The organism is Microbaculum marinum, assembly GCF_037855135.1.
GTDB lineage: Bacteria > Pseudomonadota > Alphaproteobacteria > Rhizobiales > Tepidamorphaceae > Microbaculum > Microbaculum marinum.
On the sequence record NZ_JAZHOF010000004.1, the window covers coordinates 574,440 to 595,829 of the forward strand.

At 63.1% G+C, this 21,390-nt stretch carries 13 protein-coding genes; 4 read left to right on the top strand and 9 right to left on the bottom strand.

What is annotated here, in order from left to right:
* Nucleotides 1–102: 102 nt before the first annotated feature.
* On the top strand, nt 103–726 hold the full coding sequence (locus V3328_RS12695) for an amino acid ABC transporter permease (RefSeq protein WP_340330064.1): 624 nt from the start codon (nt 103–105) through the stop codon (nt 724–726).
* A 39-nt stretch (nt 727–765) separates the two neighbouring features.
* Here V3328_RS12695 and V3328_RS12700 read toward each other — a convergent pair whose 3' ends face one another.
* The 3 genes from V3328_RS12700 to V3328_RS12710 all read right to left on the bottom strand — a co-directional run bounded on the left by V3328_RS12700 (nt 766) and on the right by V3328_RS12710 (nt 6,381).
* Nucleotides 766–3,018, bottom strand: a complete 2,253-nt coding sequence (locus V3328_RS12700) for a tetratricopeptide repeat protein (RefSeq protein ID WP_340330027.1) — start codon at nt 3,016–3,018, stop codon at nt 766–768.
* Nucleotides 3,019–3,057: 39 nt separating this feature from the next.
* Complete coding sequence (locus tag V3328_RS12705; RefSeq protein ID WP_340330028.1) at nt 3,058–5,559, bottom strand: mechanosensitive ion channel domain-containing protein; 2,502 nt, start codon at nt 5,557–5,559, stop codon at nt 3,058–3,060.
* A gap of 111 nt (nt 5,560–5,670) precedes the next feature.
* Nucleotides 5,671–6,381, bottom strand: coding sequence for a hypothetical protein (locus V3328_RS12710; protein WP_340330029.1), 711 nt, complete (start codon nt 6,379–6,381; stop codon nt 5,671–5,673).
* A 490-nt stretch (nt 6,382–6,871) separates the two neighbouring features.
* Between V3328_RS12710 and V3328_RS12715 the strand changes: the two genes are divergently transcribed.
* Nucleotides 6,872–8,176: an alpha/beta hydrolase gene (locus V3328_RS12715; protein WP_340330030.1), complete on the top strand. Its 1,305-nt coding sequence runs from the start codon at nt 6,872–6,874 to the stop codon at nt 8,174–8,176.
* Between the two features lie 54 nt (nt 8,177–8,230).
* On the opposite strand, the gene V3328_RS12720 is transcribed toward V3328_RS12715, so the two are convergent.
* From V3328_RS12720 to V3328_RS12735, 4 genes are all read right to left on the bottom strand, one after another.
* Entirely contained in the window at nt 8,231–9,220 is a 990-nt protein-coding gene (locus V3328_RS12720) for a sulfotransferase family protein (RefSeq protein WP_340330031.1), read from the bottom strand.
* 52 nt (nt 9,221–9,272) lie between these two features.
* Nucleotides 9,273–11,645 (bottom strand): glycosyltransferase family 2 protein, encoded by a 2,373-nt coding sequence (locus V3328_RS12725; protein ID WP_340330032.1) that lies wholly within the window; start codon nt 11,643–11,645, stop codon nt 9,273–9,275.
* Nucleotides 11,646–11,656: 11 nt separating this feature from the next.
* On the bottom strand, nt 11,657–12,394 hold the full coding sequence (locus V3328_RS12730) for a hypothetical protein (RefSeq protein ID WP_340330033.1): 738 nt from the start codon (nt 12,392–12,394) through the stop codon (nt 11,657–11,659).
* A 289-nt stretch (nt 12,395–12,683) separates the two neighbouring features.
* Nucleotides 12,684–14,492, bottom strand: a complete 1,809-nt coding sequence (locus V3328_RS12735) for a hypothetical protein (protein ID WP_340330034.1) — start codon at nt 14,490–14,492, stop codon at nt 12,684–12,686.
* Nucleotides 14,493–14,898: 406 nt separating this feature from the next.
* Here V3328_RS12735 and V3328_RS12740 point away from each other — a divergent pair, with 406 nt between their 5' ends.
* Nucleotides 14,899–16,101, top strand: a complete 1,203-nt coding sequence (locus tag V3328_RS12740) for a CaiB/BaiF CoA transferase family protein (RefSeq protein ID WP_340330035.1) — start codon at nt 14,899–14,901, stop codon at nt 16,099–16,101.
* 40 nt (nt 16,102–16,141) lie between these two features.
* On the opposite strand, the gene V3328_RS12745 is transcribed toward V3328_RS12740, so the two are convergent.
* A complete protein-coding gene (locus V3328_RS12745) occupies nt 16,142–19,507 on the bottom strand; it encodes a tetratricopeptide repeat protein (RefSeq protein WP_340330036.1) in 3,366 nt (1,121 codons plus the stop codon).
* Between the two features lie 602 nt (nt 19,508–20,109).
* Between V3328_RS12745 and V3328_RS12750 the strand changes: the two genes are divergently transcribed.
* Nucleotides 20,110–20,628: a hypothetical protein gene (locus tag V3328_RS12750; protein ID WP_340330037.1), complete on the top strand. Its 519-nt coding sequence runs from the start codon at nt 20,110–20,112 to the stop codon at nt 20,626–20,628.
* A 152-nt stretch (nt 20,629–20,780) separates the two neighbouring features.
* On the opposite strand, the gene V3328_RS12755 is transcribed toward V3328_RS12750, so the two are convergent.
* Nucleotides 20,781–21,377, bottom strand: a complete 597-nt coding sequence (locus V3328_RS12755) for an ANTAR domain-containing response regulator (RefSeq protein ID WP_340330038.1) — start codon at nt 21,375–21,377, stop codon at nt 20,781–20,783.
* Nucleotides 21,378–21,390 lie beyond the last annotated feature (13 nt).

Sequence of the window (21,390 nt, forward strand, 5' to 3'; positions counted from 1 at the left end):
TATAGTTCGGCGGCCGCGAGCGGCGACTGGCGCCGCGTCGCGCACATATTCTTAGAGGACGCCGTGCCAACTCTCGTCGACACCTTCCTCAACGCGGACGTCATGTGGCGCGCCCTGCCGATGTTGTGGCGCGGCCTGATCAACACGGCCCTTCTTGCGCTGACCTCGATCGTCCTTGGCTCGCTCGCCGGTGTTCTAATCTGCGTCGGCCGCCTCTACGGGCCAAAGCCCGTCCGCCTCATCGCCACCGGTTTCATCGACATCTTCCGGGCGCTGCCGATCCTGGTGGTGCTGATCGTCATCTATTACGCACTGCCCTTCGTCGGGATCCGCTTCGGGTCCTTCACCTCCGCATCGATCGCTCTGTCGATCGTGCTCGCCGCGTTCACCGCGGAAGTGTTTCGCGCCGGCATCAAGTCGATTCCCGACGGCCAGTTCGAAGCGGCCATGGCGCTTGGCCTGCCGTTCAGGATCACACTCTTCAAGGTGATCATCCCCCAGGCGCTGAGGATCGCGACACCGCCGCAAACCAGCAACTGCATCGCGATCGCCAAAGACACCTCGCTCGCCTCGGTGGTGGCGATGCCGGACCTGCTCAAGCAGGCAACCGACGCCCAGGCCCTCATGGCCAATCCAAGTCCGCTCATCGCCGCGGCGGCGATCTACCTGATCATCCTTTGGCCGGCAGTGCGCCTGGTGGCCTGGCTGGAAAGCAGGCAGACCTGAACCGGCCGCGCGCGCTCGGCGCCGGACACCGGGCCATGCCTACCGGCGCAGCCGTTCCCTCAGTCGCTGGAGCTCAGCGTCATCCGGTCGCAACGCCGAGAGCCGGTCGGCCAGCTGTCGTGCGGCATGGATGTCGTCGTCCAGCAGGCTCTGATGCAGGGTAGCCGTGAGCAGATCGACGTCGTAGGGATTTCGCGCCAACGCGTCCGCGCGAACCTTCCTGGCCGCCTGTGGCCGCCCCAGCGAGTCGAGCGCCACGGCATAGACATAGCCGAAACGCGACTCTCCCGGCTGCGCCTCGTGAGCGCGGCGGAGCAACTCGAGCGCCTCGTCATATCGCTTCTGGCGAACGCGCAGCAGGCCCGCGGCATGCAGGATCGCGGCATCGGCCTCACCTGTGTCCAGTGCCCGTTGAAGGATTTCGGCTTCTTCCGCGATACGGCCCGTCGCCCTGTATAGTTCCGCCAGATTGATCATTCCCGGCGTGTAGTCTGGATCAAGGGCGAGAGACTGCAGGTAGGCTGCTTCCGCCTTGTCCGCGTCGCCGCGCTCCGACCAGTAGATGCCAAGGTTGAGATGGGTTTCCGGCCGCTCGGCCACGGCCAGCTGCGATGCAAGGTACTCGTCGACCGCGCCCAGATACGCCTCCCGACGAGCGCCGAGGAACGTCTCTTCCGGGACCGCGGCCAGCGCCCGCGCCGCCGCGATCCGCACCGCGCGGACAGGATCGTCGAGCAGCGGACCGGCGATATCGACGCGGGCGTCCGGCGGTAGAGCGCCTGCTGCCGCGACGGCCGCCAGCCGAAGGAGCGGATCCTCATCCTGCCCGGCGAGTGCAACCGGGCCCACGGTTCTCGAGTCAAGGAAATCGCCCAGCATCTCGACGGCCGTCGCGCGTACGATGGCGGGCTCGCCCGCATCTGCGGCCAGGCCGGACAGCGCCGCTGCGGCGCCCGGCGCGCCCTTACGCCCCAAGGCGAGGGCCTCGCCATAATGCGGTTCGCGGTGCCGCTCCTCTCCGTACCAGTCGACTATGGCGGAGGCTGCCCAGGCTGCATCGCGGTCCGTATGGCATCCGGTGCAGGCATCCGGCGAACCGGTCCTCCGGAACAGATCCGGACGCGGCACACGGAAGCTGTGATCGCGGCGCGGATCGACTGTCATGTAGGTACGCGACGGCATATGGCAGTCGACGCAGAAGGACCCGGGCTTGCCGGCCTCGTGAAAGTGGTGGGTGGGTGAATCGTAGGCGAGCGGCTTAATAGTCGCGAACTTCTCCGGTGGCGTCTCGTTGTGGCAGGCCGTGCAGACGTCGTTGCCGTCCGCGTGCAGTTCGCCCGAGTGCGGATCGTGGCAATCGGAACAGGTGACGCCGCGCTGATGCATGCGGCTTTGCAGGAACGACCCGTAGACGAAGACCTCGTCGTCGATCTGCCCGTCGGGGAAGTACAGGCCGTCGCGAAGCATTTCTGGATGGTACTGGTCGAGGAAGGAGTCGCCGGCCACGAAGTGCCGGGTGATCGGCCGCCGGCGGCTGTGACACCTCGCGCAGGTCTCGGTGGCGAGATCCTTTCCGGGGGACACGACAAACCCGGCGTCGGGGACGGAGTCGGGACTGCCGTCCGCAAGCCATTCGACGTGGCCGCCCGCTGGACCATGACAGGCCTGGCATCCGACGTTCGCCACGGAAAAGGTCGTGGCGAAACTGTCTGTCGCAGGCGAGTAGTTGCGCCTGAGATCTGTCGAATGGCAGTCGGCGCAGCGAAAGTTCCAGTTGTATTCGCGGCCGGTCCAGTGAGTTGGATCGCCGGGCTCGACCGGGTTGCCGGCCGCCAGGTCGAACCATTCGCCGGCCTCGGTATCCCACGCGACCGTAAGCGCCTGCAGGCGGCCGCGATCGAGCGCCACGAGATACTGCTGGAGGGGCGTCCAGCCGAAGGTGTACTCGACTTCAAACTCGGCGGTATCCCCCTCCGGGCCCTCCGTTTCGACAAAATACCCGCCGTCGCGGCGGAAGAACCGGTACGGGACACCGTCACTCTCGAACCTGGCATCCTCGAAGTCTCCGAGCACCGAGTCCGGGCCGGGCACCTCCATCGCGTGAGCATGATGGGACGTCTGCCACGCCTCGAATTCACGCGCGTGGCAACCCTGGCACGTGCTTTCGGCAACGTACTCGGCATGGACAGCAGGCGAAAATCCGCTACCGGCTGCCCATGCGCGCTCGGAATCGCCCTGGGCGAGCCATCCAAAGAGGATGACGACGATCGCCCCGATGCCGGAGCCCAGCAACGCGGAACGAGGAATAGCTTCGCTCCGCATACCTAGCGCCTACGTCTTCTCTTCGGTGGCGACCGCAGCGGCGGCCGCGGCGGTGGTGATCGCAGCGGCGTTGCGCGCCGCCTTCGCGGTGGCGGCCTCGGCCGCATCCTCCGTCGCGTCGTCTTCCTCCATTTCCTCGGCAGTGGGCACATCGACGATGACCCGCTTCGGCGCGAACTTGATGCCGTACTGCCTGAACGCCGCCTGCACCCGCTCGTAGACGGCCTTCCGGACGCCCCACTGCTTGTTCGGCTTGGTCATGAACTTGCCCGAGACGATGAAGGCGGAGTCGTCCATCTTGATCACGCCCTGCGACTTGAAAGGCTGGATGAAGTTCGGGCCCAGTTCCTCGTCCTCCATCATGTCCTGACCGATCTTCTTGAAGATCTTCCGCACCAGATCGATGTCGGTGTCGTAGGGCACACGGAACCGCAGCTTCATGATCACCCAGTCGCGGCTGTAGTTGGTCACCTTGCCGAGATCGCCGTAGGGGACGGTGTAGACGGCACCGAGATAGCCGCGCAGCACCAGCGACCGGGCGTTGAACTTCTCCACCGTGCCGGCGACGCTGCCCGCCTCGATGTACTCGCCGATACGGAATGCATCGTCCATCAGGAAGAACAGCCCCGAGATCAGGTCCTTGACCAGCGTCTGGGCGCCGAATCCGACCGCCAGGCCGATGACGCCGGCACCGGCGATCAGGGGAGCGATGTTCACGCCCATCGAAGCCAGTATGACCATCACCGCAATGAGCGCGATGGAGATCTGGATAAACTTGCGGATGATCGGCAGGATGGTCTGGAGCCGCGTGCCGCTCGACATCATCGGCCCTTCTTCGTGCTCGTCGGCCATCGGCGACAGCGCCTGTTCTTCCGCAAGCTTGCGGTCGATCCAGTTGGCGATGAACGCCCAGGCGACATAGCCCAGCAGAGCGATCACCCCGACATTGAGGAGGACACGCAGCATGAATTGCGCAATCGGATATTCGTCGGTCGTCGAGAACACGTTGACGCCGATCACCGCGGCAAAGGTTGCGAGGGACACCACCAGGACCGAGATCGAGATCACCCGGCCGAGAACCCGCCGGTCGCCCATCACTGCCGGTGACGCTTCCACCGCAGCCTCCACCTCGGCATCCGTGGGAACCTCGCCCGCCTCGCTCGGCGCCGCGTCGATCGTCGTGGCAACCACCTCGCCGTCGTCGGGATCCGTCACGTAGACCACAGGCCGGACGTTCTCAGGCGCGGCACCCATCTCCGGCACCAGGATGCCGCTCACCACCGCGGTCAGATATGGATTGGCAACGAACAGGATGAAGAACCCGAGGACCGCGTCCAGGGGATCGAACGGGTACCCAAGCAACAGATCGTAGGTGCCAATCGCAAAGGCCACCACAACGTAGCCGACCGCCAGGGCATACCAGCCCCAGCCAGCTGCGCCTTCGGCCCAGCGGGGTACGCGCCGGTCCCCGATCGCGGCTTCGAAGGCATTCAGCATGTGACGCCGATAGCGCCACAAGAATACGCAGACCGATGCGGTGAAGATGATGGCGCTCACCAGCGCCCCCAGCCGCCATACGTCGTGGTCGACGCCCCACATCTTGCCGAGCGTTCCGAACAGCAGCAGCGCCGTACCAAGGATCAGCTGTCGACGGGTTCCGCGGACGAAGTGCGCGGCCGCCTCGTCATCGACCGGCATGATCCGCCACCGGGGATGATTGGGGAGGAAGACAAACCTGACTACGGCGACCGAGACCCGGGTAATCAGGATCGCAAGGAGCACGACGATCACGAAGTCGCGGCGGGCAATGTCGCCACCCGTCCAGAACAACAGAAAGATGCCGACATAGCCGGCCACGAAGCAGCCGATCGCGCCAAGCCCGTGGACAAGTTGCCCCAGCGCGCGCGTCAGTTTCTCCCGCACCGTGTCGACCGGCGCGGCCTCGTATCGCGCCACCATGCCCCGTGTCAGGTATCGATAAACGAACTCAACGAGGCCGCCGACCATCACGAACAGCAGCAGGTAGCGGGCGACGAACCACAGGCCGCCGGCCCCGACGGTGATCCCGAGCTTCTCGTTCATATGGCCGATATACTCGGAGAACAGATCGTCGGACCGGGACAGGATGGTCGAGAGGTTGTCTCGGATTGCCGTGCCTTTGGACCTCACCGTTTCGATCCACGACGCCGCCGTCGTCGAACCGCCGGCGGTCGCGGCCGCGGGTGCCGTCTCGGACAGGTAGTACAGCAGGAGGTCGCGCGCCTGCGCGTCCGTCATCCTGCCGATCAGCGCAGACCGCTCCTCGACGGTCAGGGGCGCCAGCTCCTTTGCGACCGACGAGGCATCGTCCGACGAAGAAGACGAGGTCGACGCTGCGGCCGCCTTTTCGGCGGCCACGACCATCGACGCCGCACTGGCGGGTCCGATTGCAATGAAGAACACGCCAACAAGCGCCAGCGTAGCGCACACGGCTTGCTGCCACCCGATCGAACGCGGCGTCCAGATATTCATGCCAGTTGCCCTCTTACCCCTGCCGTTCATCCGGTCCCCTTTGCCGACGGTCCGGCCAGCCGCACTCTGCCGTGTCGCCACTTCAGCGAAGCTACCACCTGCCGCGACGTCCTAGAAACGGAATACAGCGCCCAGCACAGGCCCCTGCATCGTCACGTCAAACAGAAATGACCCCTTCTGGTAGTCCACGCTCGCCGCGCGGTACCCCAGCACACCGGCGAACCGCTCGCTGAAATCGTAGCCGAGCCCGGCGAAGACGTCCCAACCGAGCTCGGACGATCCGCCACCCGCCAGTGCCCAGCCTGTCAGGTACAGCGTCGGCGAAAAGTTGAACGTTCCTTTCACGCCCCCCATCGCGTCGACCCAGGTTTCGCGATCACGCAGCCACAGACCGTTGACCGCGCCACCGGAAAAGGACAGCGTGGATTCGACCGACCACACCCGGGCACCGCCAACGACATCCAGCCGTCCGTTCGGAGCGTCGATCACGGAATATCCGGCAAGCGCGGTGAACTCGAAGGTCTTGGCCCCCAGGCCAACGGAGTTGGCTATAATTCCGCGGGGAATATTCTTCTCGGTCGATACCTTAAGGTACAGGAGGTCCGAGGAGAGGCTGAACCGGCCATATCGCGCCTGGCCGACGAGCATCATCGAAAAGTCGAGAGATTTGAGAATGTCAGTGAATGCGACGTCGATATCCACTGGCGGCGCACCGAACTCGGCGACGGAGCCGTCCAGCCCGGCCATCCAGAAATACGGCGCAACAAGGTACGACCAGCCGGCCTGCTCCTGCGAAATAACGCTCTCCTGGTCCGCAGACATGTCGGCCGCCGGTAACGGCGTCCCCCATACCAGACCCAGGGCCAAGACAACCGCCGTCGCCCAGATTCTTTGCCTGATCCCCGTCAAAATGCTTCTCCCCTCTCAGCTCGACGAACGACGCCCACGACATTCCCGGTTAACAGCGCGCTCCCGGCGACTCAAGCTTCCAGACCGTCATTGTACCTGAGCACAAAGTAGTCGGATAAATCATCCCGCCGACATTCCGCCGATGCCGGCTGCCGGGCCTCGCGCCGGTCTTTCGATATGAGGGGACGCACATCTGCGGACGGTCGTTGCATATGGAAGGGACAGCCGGGGCATCGGCGGGATTCCGGCACACAGTCGCCATAGCGGTTCGCAAGTTGCCCGGGCAGTGTTATGACTTGGGGCGCGTTGTCGACAGCACTATTCTGGATCGACTACAAATCGGCGCGGCAACAGGCTGCCGGGTTTTCAGGGCGTTGCGTGGGTATCTGTCAGTGATTTCATGGTGACCGTATTGCGACTGGTAAGTGTCTTCATTCTTGCCCTGGTCGTAGCCGGCTGCGCGGGTCGGCCGACCGGCGTGCTGATCCCGTTCTCCGGGGAAGTTTCAGGTACCAACGTCGTGGACATCCTGGTCGCCACAACGCGCGGACCAGACGAGGTCGCTCCCGGCATGATGTTCTCGGGAAGCCGGGCTCCCGGAATGGCGTATGCCGATATCGCGGTTTCGATCCCGCCGGACGACGCGCGCAGTGTCGGCGAGGTCCAGTGGCCAAGGAGGCTCCCCGGGGATCCGGCAACGGAATTCGTCACGGTCGCTGCCGAACGCGTCGATGAAGATACCGCGATCGATCGCTTTCAGGAGCGGGTGAAGGGAAGCACCGGCCGGCACGTGCTGGTGTTCGTGCACGGCTACAACAATCGCTTCGAGGACGCGGTCTACCGGTTTGCGCAGATAGTCCACGATTCCGACGCCTCGGTGGTACCGGTGCTGTTCACCTGGCCCTCGCGGGGCGAGTTTCTGGCCTATACCTACGACCGGGAAAGCACCAACTTCTCCCGCGACGCGCTCGAGCGCCTGCTGACGTGGCTGGCGCGGGACAAGTCGGTTTCCAACATCAGCGTGCTGGCCCATTCCATGGGCAACTGGCTGACGCTTGAATCCCTGCGACAGATGGCGATCCGGAACGGCCACATCGCCACCAAGATCCAGGACGTCATGCTGGCGGCCCCCGACGTCGACGTCGACGTCTTCCAGACTCAGGTCGCATCGTTCGGCGAGCCCCGACCGCGGTTCACGCTGTTCGTCTCCCGCAACGACAAGGCGCTGGCCTTCTCCAGACGGGTGTGGGGGAGCACCGCGCGGCTCGGCGCGATCGACCCGAATGCGGAGCCGTATCGCAGTGAACTGGCCAACGAAGGAATTACGGTGGTCGACCTCACCGACGTCCACAGTGCGGACAAGCTCAACCACGGAACCTTCGCGCAAAGTCCCGCGGCCGTTCAGCTGATCGGCCGACAGCTCGCCGGCGGGCAGGAAATTGCCACCTTCAACGTCGGCCTGGGCGACCGCGTCGGCCAGATAGCAACCGCCACGGGCGCCAATATCGGCGCCGCCGCCGGGCTCGTCGTCACCGCGCCCATAGCAATCATCGACCCTAACACCCGCAACAACTTCGACGGTCGAGTGGCCGAGTTCGGCAGTTCGGTCGAGGACACGTTCAGAGCCAGCGGAGAGTTGGTGACGATGGGCGGGACGACCACCACGCCCCGCGCGGAGCCTCCCGAGGAGGAACCCGCCCGGAAATAGCCGCCGCGCTGGTCGGACACCGGGGCCTGGACAGTCCGGGGAACCGGCAAGCGCCTAGTTGCGGCGGGAACCTGCCGGCCGCAACACCCTGCGACCTGCGCGAAGCAAGGCGAGCGGGCCCCGCAACCGCCAAACCAGCGACTGAAGTTCGTCCGCCCTTTCCGCGGAAGCCAGGTAGGCCGTGCGGAATTCATCGAGTTGGGCTTCCAGCGACTCGCCCAGCACGTGCGGATCGTTGATGCTGTCGACCCATGCGGCAAGGTCGGCCAGTGTCGCGCCGGCCATCTCGCTCAACTCGTCGAGCCTGTCGGGACGACGTCCTGTCTCCGCCCACCGGTCCAGTTCCGCGAACAGACGGTCGGCCATTCCCTCTCCCAGCACCTTGTGGTGGTGGCGGAACTCGGGGGTCACAATGCTCGCAACCGCTTCCTCCACTTCGCTGCGTGTCCTTGGAAGACCTGCCGCCGACACGAGCACGCCGGCCTGGCCTGGGGCTTCCGTGAACCAGCGGTCGTAGGACACGCATCCCGCGATGAGGCCGTCCCCCTGTTTCAGCAGATCGACGTGGTTGACGAGCCAGGAGAGGCGACCAACAGGCGCCGGCAGACGATCGCGCTGTTCAAGCGAAGCCGCCACCGCCGCGGGTGCCCGGACACTCAGCACCACTGCGAGGCGAATACCCTGCCGAGCGGCAATCTGCCGCCACAGGGGCAGCAACCGGCAGACCCGCGGGTCCTTGACGATCCATGGGGCGCGGGCAGCCCGAGCATCCCCGAGCCCCGAAAGGATCTGCGCTTCCAGTTCGACGCGAAGGGAATCCATTTCCTGAGCGTCGAGCCATCCTTCGGGCATTGGAAGGAAGCTTTGCCGGCTTCCCCACGACCGATCGCAGGCCGCGAGGATACGATCCTGCAGAGCGACGATGCCGGCGTCTTCCCAGTAACCGCGGGGATTATACTGGTTGCCTTCGAGAAGGCGTTCGCGGGTGAACCCGCCAAGTTTAACGAGCAGTTCGGCAGCCAGCGACGTTCCGCTGCGATGCACTCCCGCCACAATAACGACATGTGGCGCATCGCTCGCCGCATTCGTCGGGGTGTCACGCTCCGGCTTGCTGATTGGACCGCGCCCCCACCGCCTTGGGTTGACCGGCCAACCAGCGATAGCCGGACCTGGCCAGGGATTTTATCGGGCCCGGCATATGCCGGTAGACCGGCATGAGCGTAGAGCGCATGCGCGTGAGCCCGCCACTGCTGCCGGTCTTTCCCGTGAACCTTCGCTTCGCCGGCGCTGTCCCGATCACTGCCTCGGACGTGTGCAACGAGTTGAGCAACGCCTGAACGAGCTGATAGTCGATGCCGGTCGGCTGGGTCCACTTGCCACGCTCGGCCTCCAGACTCGCTGCGACGGTTTCGAAATCGTAGCTGAAGCCTGAAGACCTGAAGAATTCTTCACAGTAGGCGCGGTTCTCCGCCAGGATCTCGAGTCGATCGTCGACCGACAGCACCGACTGGTCCACCTTTCGGGCACGATCGGCGTGGGTGGAGTTGAGCACACCGAGCGCGACGCTCCGACGCTTCCTCAAATCCTGAACCGTCGAGGTGACGATCCTGATGATTTCGATCTCGTCCCAATGCGGGCTTTCGTAGGTCGGCTTCGCCCCCGCTTTCCTGGCGGAGTAGCCCGGTAGTTCCATTCCCAGACTCTGGCTGAACAGCGACAGGTAGTCCGGGCTGTCGCGCAGATCGGCATAGTCGATCAGCGAGATATTGCCGTTCGCGAAGTTCCGCCATGGGTCGAGCATGGCGGCATAGTCGAGCAGGCCGGTCCGATGCTCGTTGAGGTACTCGAGAATGCTGCGGGTCTCGTTGGTGTCCGTATTGGTCACCCGCTCGCGGTACATGGACTCGATGTACTGGTCGGGTCGGCGGATCGTCGCCACGATCCGTCTCTTCGGAAAGTTGCGAAAGAACGCTTCCGCCCCGTCCACCCGCTCGATCCTGCGGTCGGCGTCGGCATAGGGAAAAGACAGGTTCTCGCAGCTGATGACGATCCGGGCACAGCCTGACCCGGCCACCTCTCGCTCGAACTCCTCACGGAAGGCCGTATCCCGTGCGGCCATCGCCCGAATGAATTCCTGGTGGCCAGGAGTCGCATTCGGCTTCAGCGCAACATCCCGGTGATCGACGAAACCGGTCTTGGGAAACAGTGTCCCTCCCTTTTTCAGGGCATCGTCGTGACGCACCAGCTGGCGCTGCAGATGGGTGGTACCCGTCTTGTGCATTCCCAGATGCAGTATCAATTCGCAATCGGGGAATGCCGGCGGCCCCTCGACGACTGCCGGCGCGGCCAGGACAGGGTTTTCCTGGCTGGAGATCTTCTGGGCGGGCTTGAGAGCCGCAGCCTCGGCCAGACCGAGATGCAGGCGACGGGTACTCTCCCAATCGTCCGCCGCCAGGGCCTTCCACATCGAGGCGACGTGCTCGAGCGATATCGGATGGCCGCGCTTGTCCCGCCTGCCGTCGACGATGAGGCTCTTGACGATGTAGTCGTCGAAAAGTTCGCTATCGGGTGCGGCGCGGCCCATCGACCTCGACAGCTTCTCCCGCAACGGCAAAGCGACGTCATCGTTACCGACCGCAACGTCCAGAACGGGCAGTTCGTAGAGCAGCCGCGACAGGGAGTGCGCCACCTCGCGCCGCACGTGGATGCCGTCTATGCGGCCGTCCTTGTGAGCACGCTCCGCCAGGGCCGTACACTTGTCGATGAGCGCCGTCATCATCTCGACGTCTTCGATCGACTTCGCCGACGTGGTGATCGAGTCCCGGCGCCTGCGCCAGACCCGTGTGGGAACGCTCGTCAGTGCGAACGTCGCCCCGGAGAATACGGTCTCCAGGACGTAGAGCCTGTCCTCGAACTTCTTCTGCGCTTCGTCGAACCGGATGCCGGACCGCTCCAGATACTCGCGCTTGTAGGTCGACTGCCAGGAGGAGACGATCAGTTGCAGGGCCGGCAGGTCGGCAATCGTGGCATCGGTGCGGTTGATCTGGAACCAGCGCTTGTCGCGTGCCAGGATCGAATGCGAGGGACGCGTGATGCCCCTTTGCTCCCGAAGAACCGTCACCCCGTGACAGATGTCCGCGCCGGACTCCGCGTGCCACTCCACCTGGCGCCTCAGGCCCTGCGGCAGGTAGAAATCGTCCGCGTCCAGATAGGCGATGATTTCGCCGACAGCTTCGTCGACGCCCGTATTGCGGGCAGCCGAGAGACCCCTGTTCGTTTCGTGGGTGACTATGCGCACGGTGTCGGAAAAACGGCACCCGCGAAGAAACTCGTCCGTCCGATCCGAAGGATTGTCGTTGACGATAATGACTTCGCAGTCAGGGAGGTTTTCCGCCAATACGGATTGAACCGCCTGCTTCACATATGCATAGTCTTTGTAAAAAGGAACGATTACGCTAACAGACGGCATGGGTTATACCTTCAGACAACCTTCGCGACGCTCGCGGCATACGCATCACTATTTTCTTCAATTTTCTTCAGTATTTCCCGCCTGATGTTCAGGCATTTCCGATATATCTGCATGTCCTTCTTATAGTGCTCTCGAAGGTTCTTTATTGCGACATCCGACAATCGGCGATCGAGGTTGTCCGGGTTTTTGTGCTTCAGGTCCTCGTTTCCGACAAGTTTCTGAGGAACCTTTCGACCGAACAATGAGTAATATCTTCTGATATCCTCATCCAGCGTCTGCTGGTTGAAGATGAAGAAGATCCGGTCCTTGTTGTTTTCCAGGAACGCCGGACCCTTCAGGTAGCCGTGCAGGTTTTTCTTCACGTGGCCGATGGAATCCATCGCCCGCGTCGCCGCGAGCCGCGTCTCGCTGTCTTCGGACGATATCGCCTCGGCAAGTTCGTTGGGCGTGGAGAACCTGGCAAACGCCTCTTTCTCTTCGTCCGACCACTCGACATTGTAGCGCGGCGCGCCTTTTCGTTGCCGGCTGTAGAAACCGGAGACGAAGATCTCCAGAGGATCGCGGATGCCGAACACGGCGCTCATGTCCGGCTCGTTCGCGAACACGTAGCTGATCGACCGCTTGTGACTGAAGAACTCCATGTCGATGCCCGACTGGCGAGCGAGCATCCGCAGGCCCTTGCTCAGATATGTCCCCCCGGTCTTGCCGACGTGTACGAAGCAGAGCCTGCGAACAGGGATATTGTCCAATGTCGTTCACTCGTTGTCTTGGCGGAGGCTAGATTGGTCGCTGCCGCGACTCTCGATACCGCGAACGTGGGCCATGGTCAGCCGACGGATCCGTTCCGCGTATTGCCGACAAGCCGAGCGGCGATCCACAAGCTGAGCCGTATATCCATGCACCCGAGACTGTGTCAACACCGCGGAAGGCCTTCAGATCCTCTGCAAATTTCCCAGGACGGGAGTCCGGAAACCACTGGTTCGCCGCGGGGCCATCGGCAGGTTTTCGGCCGGTCCGACCGCCGTATCCCGTCGGTCGCTATTCGATGTCGGAGTCTTCGTCCTCGTCGGAATCCACCGGCTTCTTCCAGCTCTTCTTGACCTCCAACGCGGCCTGCTCCGCGTCCTTCATCCGGATAAGCCCCAGCAGCCGCTCATAGTCCAGGACGAGGCCGAGTTCCTCGCCAACGAGCCCCGCCCCGACGTTGTCGAGATTATAGGCGACCGTAATGTACCGGTCCGAGAAGACAGACAGCCAGGCCAGGCGTTCTTTCTCGTCGAGGCTCTTGATGAGCTTTGCGTCGAAGACGATGTGGTCGGCGCTGGACAGCAGGCAGACGAGCATGCCGATACGGGCGTGATCGGAACTCTGCAGCCTTCGGTAGCCGGCCAGAGCCTTATTCACAACATCGCCACTCGGGGCAAAGCTCTCGGCCGCGGTGCCGGCGAGTTTCTGCGCAAGGGCGTCCGGATCGACGGCCGCAATTCCGCGCTCTTGCAGGCTCGACGGTTCTGCAAGCGCCGTGGTGCACACGATGGTGGAGGCGTTGAGTTTCCGTCTCGCCCCGAGTCGCTGGTGCCAGCCGAGCGCCTGGGCGAAGAAATACTGCGTGTAGCGGTTGGGTTCGGCCGGGCTGATCACAGCGATCGGGACCCCCCGCTTGAGTTCCACGTCCTCTTCTACCGCGGCTGTGAGATGCGCCGCAGTCTTCGGCGTCCTGAGTGTCACTCGGCCGGCGAATCGAGTGCCCTCCTGGAGGGGGCTCGTCAGGTACTCGTAGGCGTTGCGTATCGTTTCGTAGAAGCGGGCATAGGATGTCAGCGAAACGGTGAAGCCCGTGAGACCGGACATGGCCAGTCGCAGGAGGACGAAGAAGCCGATGACGAGAGCAAGCGGCATGGCGCCGGATATCGCCTCGTACCCCAGATAGAGGCCGATGATGGCAATCGCGATCGCGGAAAGCACGTTGGCGACGAATTCGGATTTCGGCGGCGACATGATCCGCACCCCGAACGCCCTGAAGGCGTTGCGGTTCGCATCGCCCTCGACAAGTCGCTCGGGCATCGTCGCTCGATTGAGACGCAGCTTGCGCTCGTTTCCGAGCTGGTTGAGCGTGTGCTTCGCCTCGCGCCGGTATTCCTTGACGGCGACCTTGTTGTCGCGCTGGGCGATCACCACTGCGCGGCTGATCCGATAGTTGAAGATCAGCGCGGGGACGGCCAGCAGCGACAGGATGCCCACCGCGGTCGCCGAGGTGTAAAGCATGCCGCCGATCGCGAGCACGGCCAGCAGCAGGTGGCGCGGCAAGGACAGCAGGGTCTGGACCGGACGAAACAGTCGCAGGCGCTCGCGGCAAAGATCGTGTGCCTGAACCGACATCGTCCCCGTGCTCGCCAGGGACCGGCGCACCGGCCAGGCGTTCTCCAGCGTCATCGTCGAGACGAGGACGTGTTTGGCGAATGTAACGCCGACGTCGAAGCTCATGACGACGCTCTTGTAGATGAGTACCGTCGCCGCGATGAGCACGACGGTGACGAACGCGACCACCAGCGCCATGGCCCCCAGACCCCGCGGATCTACGGAGTACGTGAGGAAGTCGATCGTCTTGTTGTTTTCAAGCGCCACAAAGTACCAGATCACGCCGGCGAAGGCGCCCATCTGCATGAAACGACCGGCGGTCGTCAGCCCGATGATCACAAGCACCCGTGTACGGTCGACCCTCATCAGCCGACCGATCAGCCACCGCAGCGATTCCAGATACCGGCGCGTGCGAGTGGCGACAATCCGGTAACCTGAATTGACGGAGGAGTAGGTCTTGGTGTCCGTTATGCGGGATTTAATGGTCATTCCGGGATGGCGTGACGACGCAGTGCGCTTGTACCGAAGCCACCGGGCTACGGTGGGGGATCGTAGGCTCGACCGGACGGCTCCCTTTCGCCGCGATGCTTATCGCGAACTTCGGGCCGGATGTCGAATGATATATCGCCGCACGCCAGGAGGGCCGCCTTGGGCCGACCGACCGCGAGGGATCGGATTCGGGTCCGTCGGCACAATTTGCGTCGGACCGCCTCGGGGTTGAAGTCATCAACCATGGCGATAGCGCACACAGTTGTATCCTCGGTGGTTTATTGCGGTGTGCAAGGCAACGCCCTACTGATCGGCCCGCATCTGCGCGCACGCCGGACGGGCAGGCCCGACAGAAAGCGAAAGACGGAATGAACAGTTCAATCCTGCAGTTTCTCAAGGGATGCTGATGCGGCCGCTCTCTGGAATTCGCATCCTCGCCTTCGAACAGTACGGTGCGGGACCGTTCGGGACGCAGCACCTTGCAGACCTGGGCGCCGAGGTCATCAAGATCGAGCCGGCCGGAACCGCAGGCGACTACGCTCGCGGCCTAGGTCCCTATTTCGTCGGCGACAACCCGGAGCGATCCGCCGCCAGCCTGTTCTTCCAGTCGTTCAACCGCAACAAGAAAAGCCTCACCCTCGACGTGACGACGGATGCAGGCAGGGAGATCCTGGCACGCCTTGTGGCGAGCGCAGACGCCACGGCGGATAATCTGCGAGGCGACGTTCCCGACAAGCTCGGCATTACCTATGACAGCCTGAAGGTTCATAATCCCGGGATCGTCTGTGCCCACTGTTCGGCCTATGGCCGCGAGGGTCCGCGTGCCGCTTGGCCGGGCTACGACTATCTCATGCAGGCGGAGGCCGGGTACTTTGGCCTCTGCGGCGATCCCGATGCGGCGCCGACCCGGTTCGGGCTTTCGATCGTCGACTACATGGCCGGTCAGGCCATGGCGCTGGGACTGGTCTCTGCCGTACTGAGCGCACGTGACACCGGGCTCGGCCGCGACGTCGACATCGACCTGTTCTCCACGGCGATCTTCAATCTCAGCTATCTCGGCGCCTGGGCCCTGAACACGGACTACGAACCGGGCCGCCAGCCCCGATCCGCGCATCCTTCGCTCGTGCCGTGTCAGTTGTACAAGACCGCCGACGGCTGGATCTACCTGATGTGCAACAAGGCCGGATTCTGGCCGCTCCTGTGCGACTTGCTGGGCCGCCCCGCGCTTGCCGCAGATCCCCGCTTCTCCACATTTCCCGATCGTCTTCGCAATCGAGACGAACTGACCGGGCTGCTGGATGAAGCCCTGTCGGAAAACACCACGGAATTCTGGCTCGGCGTACTTCGGGGGAAAGTACCAGTCGCACCGGTCCTGTCGCCGGCCGAAGCCCTGGCGAATCCGTATCTGACAGAGCGCGGGCTGATCCAGTCTCTCAATCTCGGCAAGGACGGCGCTTTCGACGTCATTGCATCGCCGATCCGTGCCGGTTCGGACGGTGACCGGGACCAGCCGGCACCGGACCTGGGCGGACACAGTGACGAGATTCTCGCGGATCTCGGCTATTCGGATGATGAGATCGCGGAATTTCGCCGCGGCAACGTCGTGTGACGGCGCCGGGAACGTCGCCCCCGGCCGTTCTGCTCCGGCCCTACGCCACCGCCTGATCCACACCACCGGCGCTACGCGTCTTGAAGACCGCATCGACCCGGGCCAGGATTTCTGCAAGCCGTGCGTCCCAGGACAGCGCCTCGAGGTGCTTTCGCGCGGGCAGGATCCTGCCGCGCTCACGGCGTTCCTCCAGCGCCTCTTCGAGCTTTGCGGCAAAATCGGCGCTGTTGTCCGCAATTCGAATTTCGTCGCGAAGGTCGTCGATATTGGCGACCGGGGTGGAAACGACAGGGATACCCAGGCTCCGATAGACGTAGAGCTTCAACGGGTTCATCCTGTCTGACATGTCCGTCTGAGCATGCGGGATGATCGCGGCATCCAGGGCGGCCAGATACCTCAATGCCGATTCGTAGGGGATGACGCCGAGCGCTCGCACGTTCGGCAGGTCGGTGACGGCACGCACATGATCGCCAGCGGGCGTCATTCCGATCAGTACAATTGTCCAGTCCGGTCGGCGCGCAGCGAGATCGCCGATCAGCGACCATTCGATTCTTCCGGTCATGTTGCCGGCGTAGCCGATTATCGGCCGCGGCAACTGTGTGAGTTCCGGAGGATCGGACCAGGAGTCGACGTCCTTGCGGGCATCCAGCCCATTGGGCACGACCACCGGAGAAAGGCCCTCGGAAGCCAGCCAGTCGGCGACGGGCTGGCAGTTGGCGACAGTCACGTCGCTGATGGCGAAGGTCCGTCTGTAGTTCGTCTCGACCTCCGCGCGCCACAGCGGTTTCATCGGCCATTGCCTCTGATCGTCGATGACGTCCGTCACGACAAACGGAAATCCGAGGTGCTCCTGAACCTCAGGAAACTGCGGCGCCACCGGACATACCCACGCGATGGTGTTTTCCATCATCGAAAGCTCGCGCATCCACTTCTCGACCTGGACCGGATACGCGGCAAGCTCGGGCAGTTCCTTGCCGAGCAGAGTGGTTGTCCTGGAACTGCGATAGACGAACGATCGACGATGAACCTTGCCTTCGTCGCAGGTGCGCAGCACCCGCGCGACCGTGTTGGCGGCCACGAAATTCTCCTGGTTGGCTCCCGGCGCCGTCGGCGGTGACGCCATCGATGCAAGCCGGTCACCGGAAATCGGCGCATCGATATGAAGAATCTTTCCGATCCGGTTCTGTTTGCTCAGTTCGGCGAGCAACATGTCCTGGCGGCGGCCGAACAATTGGGAATCGTTCTGCTTCCAAAAAAATACGACGTTGAGATCCTTCTTGATGCTCCTCAGGCGACCTACACGCGGGCCCACCTGCATCGTGCCGCGGAGATGCCTGGCCAGCTCGGGCGGAAACGTGCCGGGAAGGTTTCGTCCGATATGGCGCAGCAACTCCATGAACTCGTCCGGGAGATCGCGGCTACTTTCGCTGGCCTCCGCCAGAACCGCTCCGACGCGCCTTTCGTTGGCAGCGTACGAGAGTTCTTCCTGGAACAGTGTCCGGCTGCGCTCGCTTCCCGGGTGCTCGGACAGCAGCCGCTTCAGGGTCGGGACGAACTCCGCCTTGCTTGAGCATACGATATCGCTGCGTTCGATGAGGTCCTCGATCGGAGGGACCGGCGTGGCGATGATTGCCGATCCCATTGCCAATGCATCGGTGATTTTCGCAGGTGTCTGCGATGCCGATATCGGACTCTCGGGATCCTGAAGGATGCAAACGACATCCGCCATCATGTTCAGTTCTGCCGCCTTCGATAGCGGCTGATTGGGCAGCAGGACCTTTCGGATCGTGTCGATCCGGTCGAGTTGCTCCTGCAACCGGGGATCGGAGATCGTTCCCACGATGCACAGCACGGCATGCGGATCGGCGATTTGCGCAAGGGCCTCGGCGACCTCGATAATTCCCTTGTGCCGCCGCGGCGTGCCCAGAAACAGGACGACCCTGTCTTCCGCACCGAAGCCGAACTCGGTGCGTATCGCTGCCCGGTCATGTTTCGCGGGGTCGAACATACTATCGTCCCGCGCGTGGCGGACAACGGTCCCGCCGTGCTTTTCCTGAAGTATCGGGTTGCACACCGTCACCGCGTCGGCCCAGGAAATCATCGACTGGGCCAATTGAGTCCAGCGCTGGTTGTGCGGGTTCTGCCAGTCGCTGGCCCTTGCCGAGATAATGAACTCCCGCAAGGTCAAGACCTTGTCGGTACCGACGAAGGCGAGTTCGTCGTCGTCGACGTCGCAAACGACCTTCGCTCCGTGCAGCATCTTCTGAAGGAAACCTATGAAAAGGCTGGGGAAGCGCGGCTTGGAAACCCACACGACATCACGCGGCTGATCGACGACCAGCCGTACCGCGCCTTCCACGAAAGCCTTGAAGTCGTATGCCTCGAATCCGCGGATCGGGATGCGTGGCAGGCCATCGCGCAACGGCTCCCAGAGATCCGTGCCGAAGGCCGGAAAAAGAGCGCCGACCAGGTCCGTGTCGCCGTGCTGTGCTGCCAGCTCTGCCAGCAGAGCCGCCCGGCCCAGGGGATTGTGCGTGAGGTCCCAGGAAACGACGGCGATGCTGGGCCTGCCGTCGCCGGACGGGGCCTTCAGGGCGGGATTCGCCGGCGGCCAGGTCCGAATTTCGACGGGCAGTCCCCGCCGGCGTATCCTGGCCTGCCGGGCCCGCAATTCGACGATCTGTTCGTTCAAGAACTTCAGGGAGGGATCAATCTCCAGTGCCCGATGCAGGCATTGAACCGCCTCGTCGAACGCGCCGCGAGCACCCAGTATCTGGGCCCGGGCCACATACGACCAGGGAAAGGAACCGTCGACCCGCTCCGCGCGGTCGAGATAGGTACATGCCTCGTCGAAATGGCCGAACAGCGCCGAAATTTCGCCGAGCTTGCAGAGGAGCGCCGCCGAGTCCGGATCGTTTTGCAACAGATCCAGATATATGGCCCTGGCCTCTGCATACATCTGCTGGTCAAACAGCCGATTTGCCTGCTGGAAGCGTGCCCGAAAGTCCTCGTGCCGCATATGCGGACGCGTTCTCTTTCGCACGGAGATTTTCGGCCGCAATGCCGAAATCCTTGCCTCGACCTGAGCGAGATGCGGCGCTACCGTCAAGGCGCGCTTGAAATGTTCGATCGCCTCCTTGCGCTGACCGGCGGCCGCTGCGATTTCGCCGAGACCGATATGAGGCCAGGGCAATTTCGGGTCCAGTTCGATCGCGCGCCGGCAATGCCTGGCTGCGTCCTCGATCGAACCGAGTTTTCGCCAGATGTCCCCGATCCGGGCGTGGAGATCCGCCGATTCCGGATATTCTTCGAGAAGCTGCAGGTACGCCTCACGCGCCCGCTCCAGATTTCCGGTTTCCCAGTAGATGTTGGCGGCGACGAACCTGTCGTCTCTTCCTTGACTCATATTCGTATCGCCCCCCCGACCAATGTCACAGTCCCCACCCCCCCGCACATCTCAACCCGCAAACCGATAAACTGGCGCGTCTTGATCAACCAGTTAATATTGAGCAATGTCCCGGGATAAACCGGAAACCTAGCTGTCGTTCTCTGCGCAATTCCGGCAGACTCCTGCAGTAGCCGTTCACACTTCTTCGAGACTGTCCAGTACCCCCACTGCGCCACGCGCGATTTCCGATCCCAGCACCTGCCATATTATTGCATTCAACGACCGAATTGCTCGCCGAATTGGAAATGTGATCGATGGTAGTCTGGACCGATCGCGGCGCCTACCGGTCATCCGACGAATCGGGGAAGGGATACGATAGCAAGCGCTTCCCGCCGGAATGGCGGTCAGTTTGCCGCATGTCCACCGTCCACATCTGTGTTGAAGGCGGTTCTGCGATGTCGGAGAACTCGTTGGCGTAGGGCCCGGGTGCACAAGCGGCTGAAATCCGGCTTGGAACCGGCGGGATATTCCATCACCCTGTTCCACTTGGCGCCGGAAACGCGATTCGCCTTGGCGCGGCGACCTGACCGCACACAGGCCCCCTTCTCGAGGCACAAGCTATGAAGATTCTCCGCCGCTACCTGCCGCTTCTGGGTTCGCTGATGGTCTTGGCGGCCGCGACGAAGGCAACACATGCCGAGGAAGCCTGGCCGTCTCGAGAGGATCTCGTATGGACCGTCACAGACAAGGCCGATTTCGATCGGACCTTGCTTGGCATCGACACGCTTCGCCTTGTACTTGCGTCGGCGATCTTCGAGGGCGACAAGACCGTCAGCCGGCTTGCCCAGGGACGCGATCCCTATCTGACCTTGCGCGAAACGATCATTGCCAGTCCGAAGGCGCTGGCCGCCCGGTTCCAGACGGCGGCGCCCGAGGCAATCAAGCTCTCGGACGAGGTCATAGCGGTGGTGGTGGCCATTGAAGACATTACCCAATCCAAGGGGATCGTCCCGGAATCCGATCTGGCCCACGTGATGTTCGCCGGGCTCCGGATTTTCCTGTTGTCGGCGCAGGTCAATGGCACCGACGTGCACAAATGGATGTGCGGCACCTACCCCTTCAGCGTCGCATGCAAGTGACGGTGAATTAGCGTCCCCCGCACGCGGACCGAGGGTATCGACCCGAGCGCTGCTGCAGATCGGACGCTTCAGCGGCAGACGTCCTGTGGGGATTCCTCCCGCCATGCCGCACGCGTCGCCCGGCCCGCACGGCCGCAAACGGAAATGGGCCACTACGCGATGGCCGAAACGGCTGATCCAGCTTCAACCAGCTCGACGCTCATTTCCTCGATCGTAATCCTGCGCTCCATAGCGGCGCTGCGCAGACGCGCGAAGGCGGCCTCCTCACTTATGTCCAGTGCCTTCATCAACGCCAGTTGCGCGGCGAAAACGAAGCGGCGTTGCCGGATCCGGTCCTCCAGCTTCTCCACGCGGCCGGCAAGCCTGGAATGCACATCGAATGACTGGCGGGCGATGCACAGCGCGGTGAACAAACCGACCGAGCGGACGGGCTTCATCATGTGCGCCGATATCGACTGCCGCAGTATCCTGTTCAGATGCGAAGGCGCCTCCGAACCGACGAGAGCGACGATGGCGATGTGGCGTCCGGTGTTCCGGGGAAATGCCTCCTCACCGAGTTCGGCCTCACCGTCCACTACCAGTACGCACAGCCGGTCGCTTCCTTCGAGGTGGTCCGATGCGACGGCCTCCAGCGGTACAGGCAGGGCACCAAGACGCGAGAGTTGTCTCGTCAACGTTGTGCGATCATGGGCGTTGCAGCCAAGCAGGCCGATCTTTGCAGCACGGAACGAATGACGACTTTGTTCCATTCTGTCCGGTCTT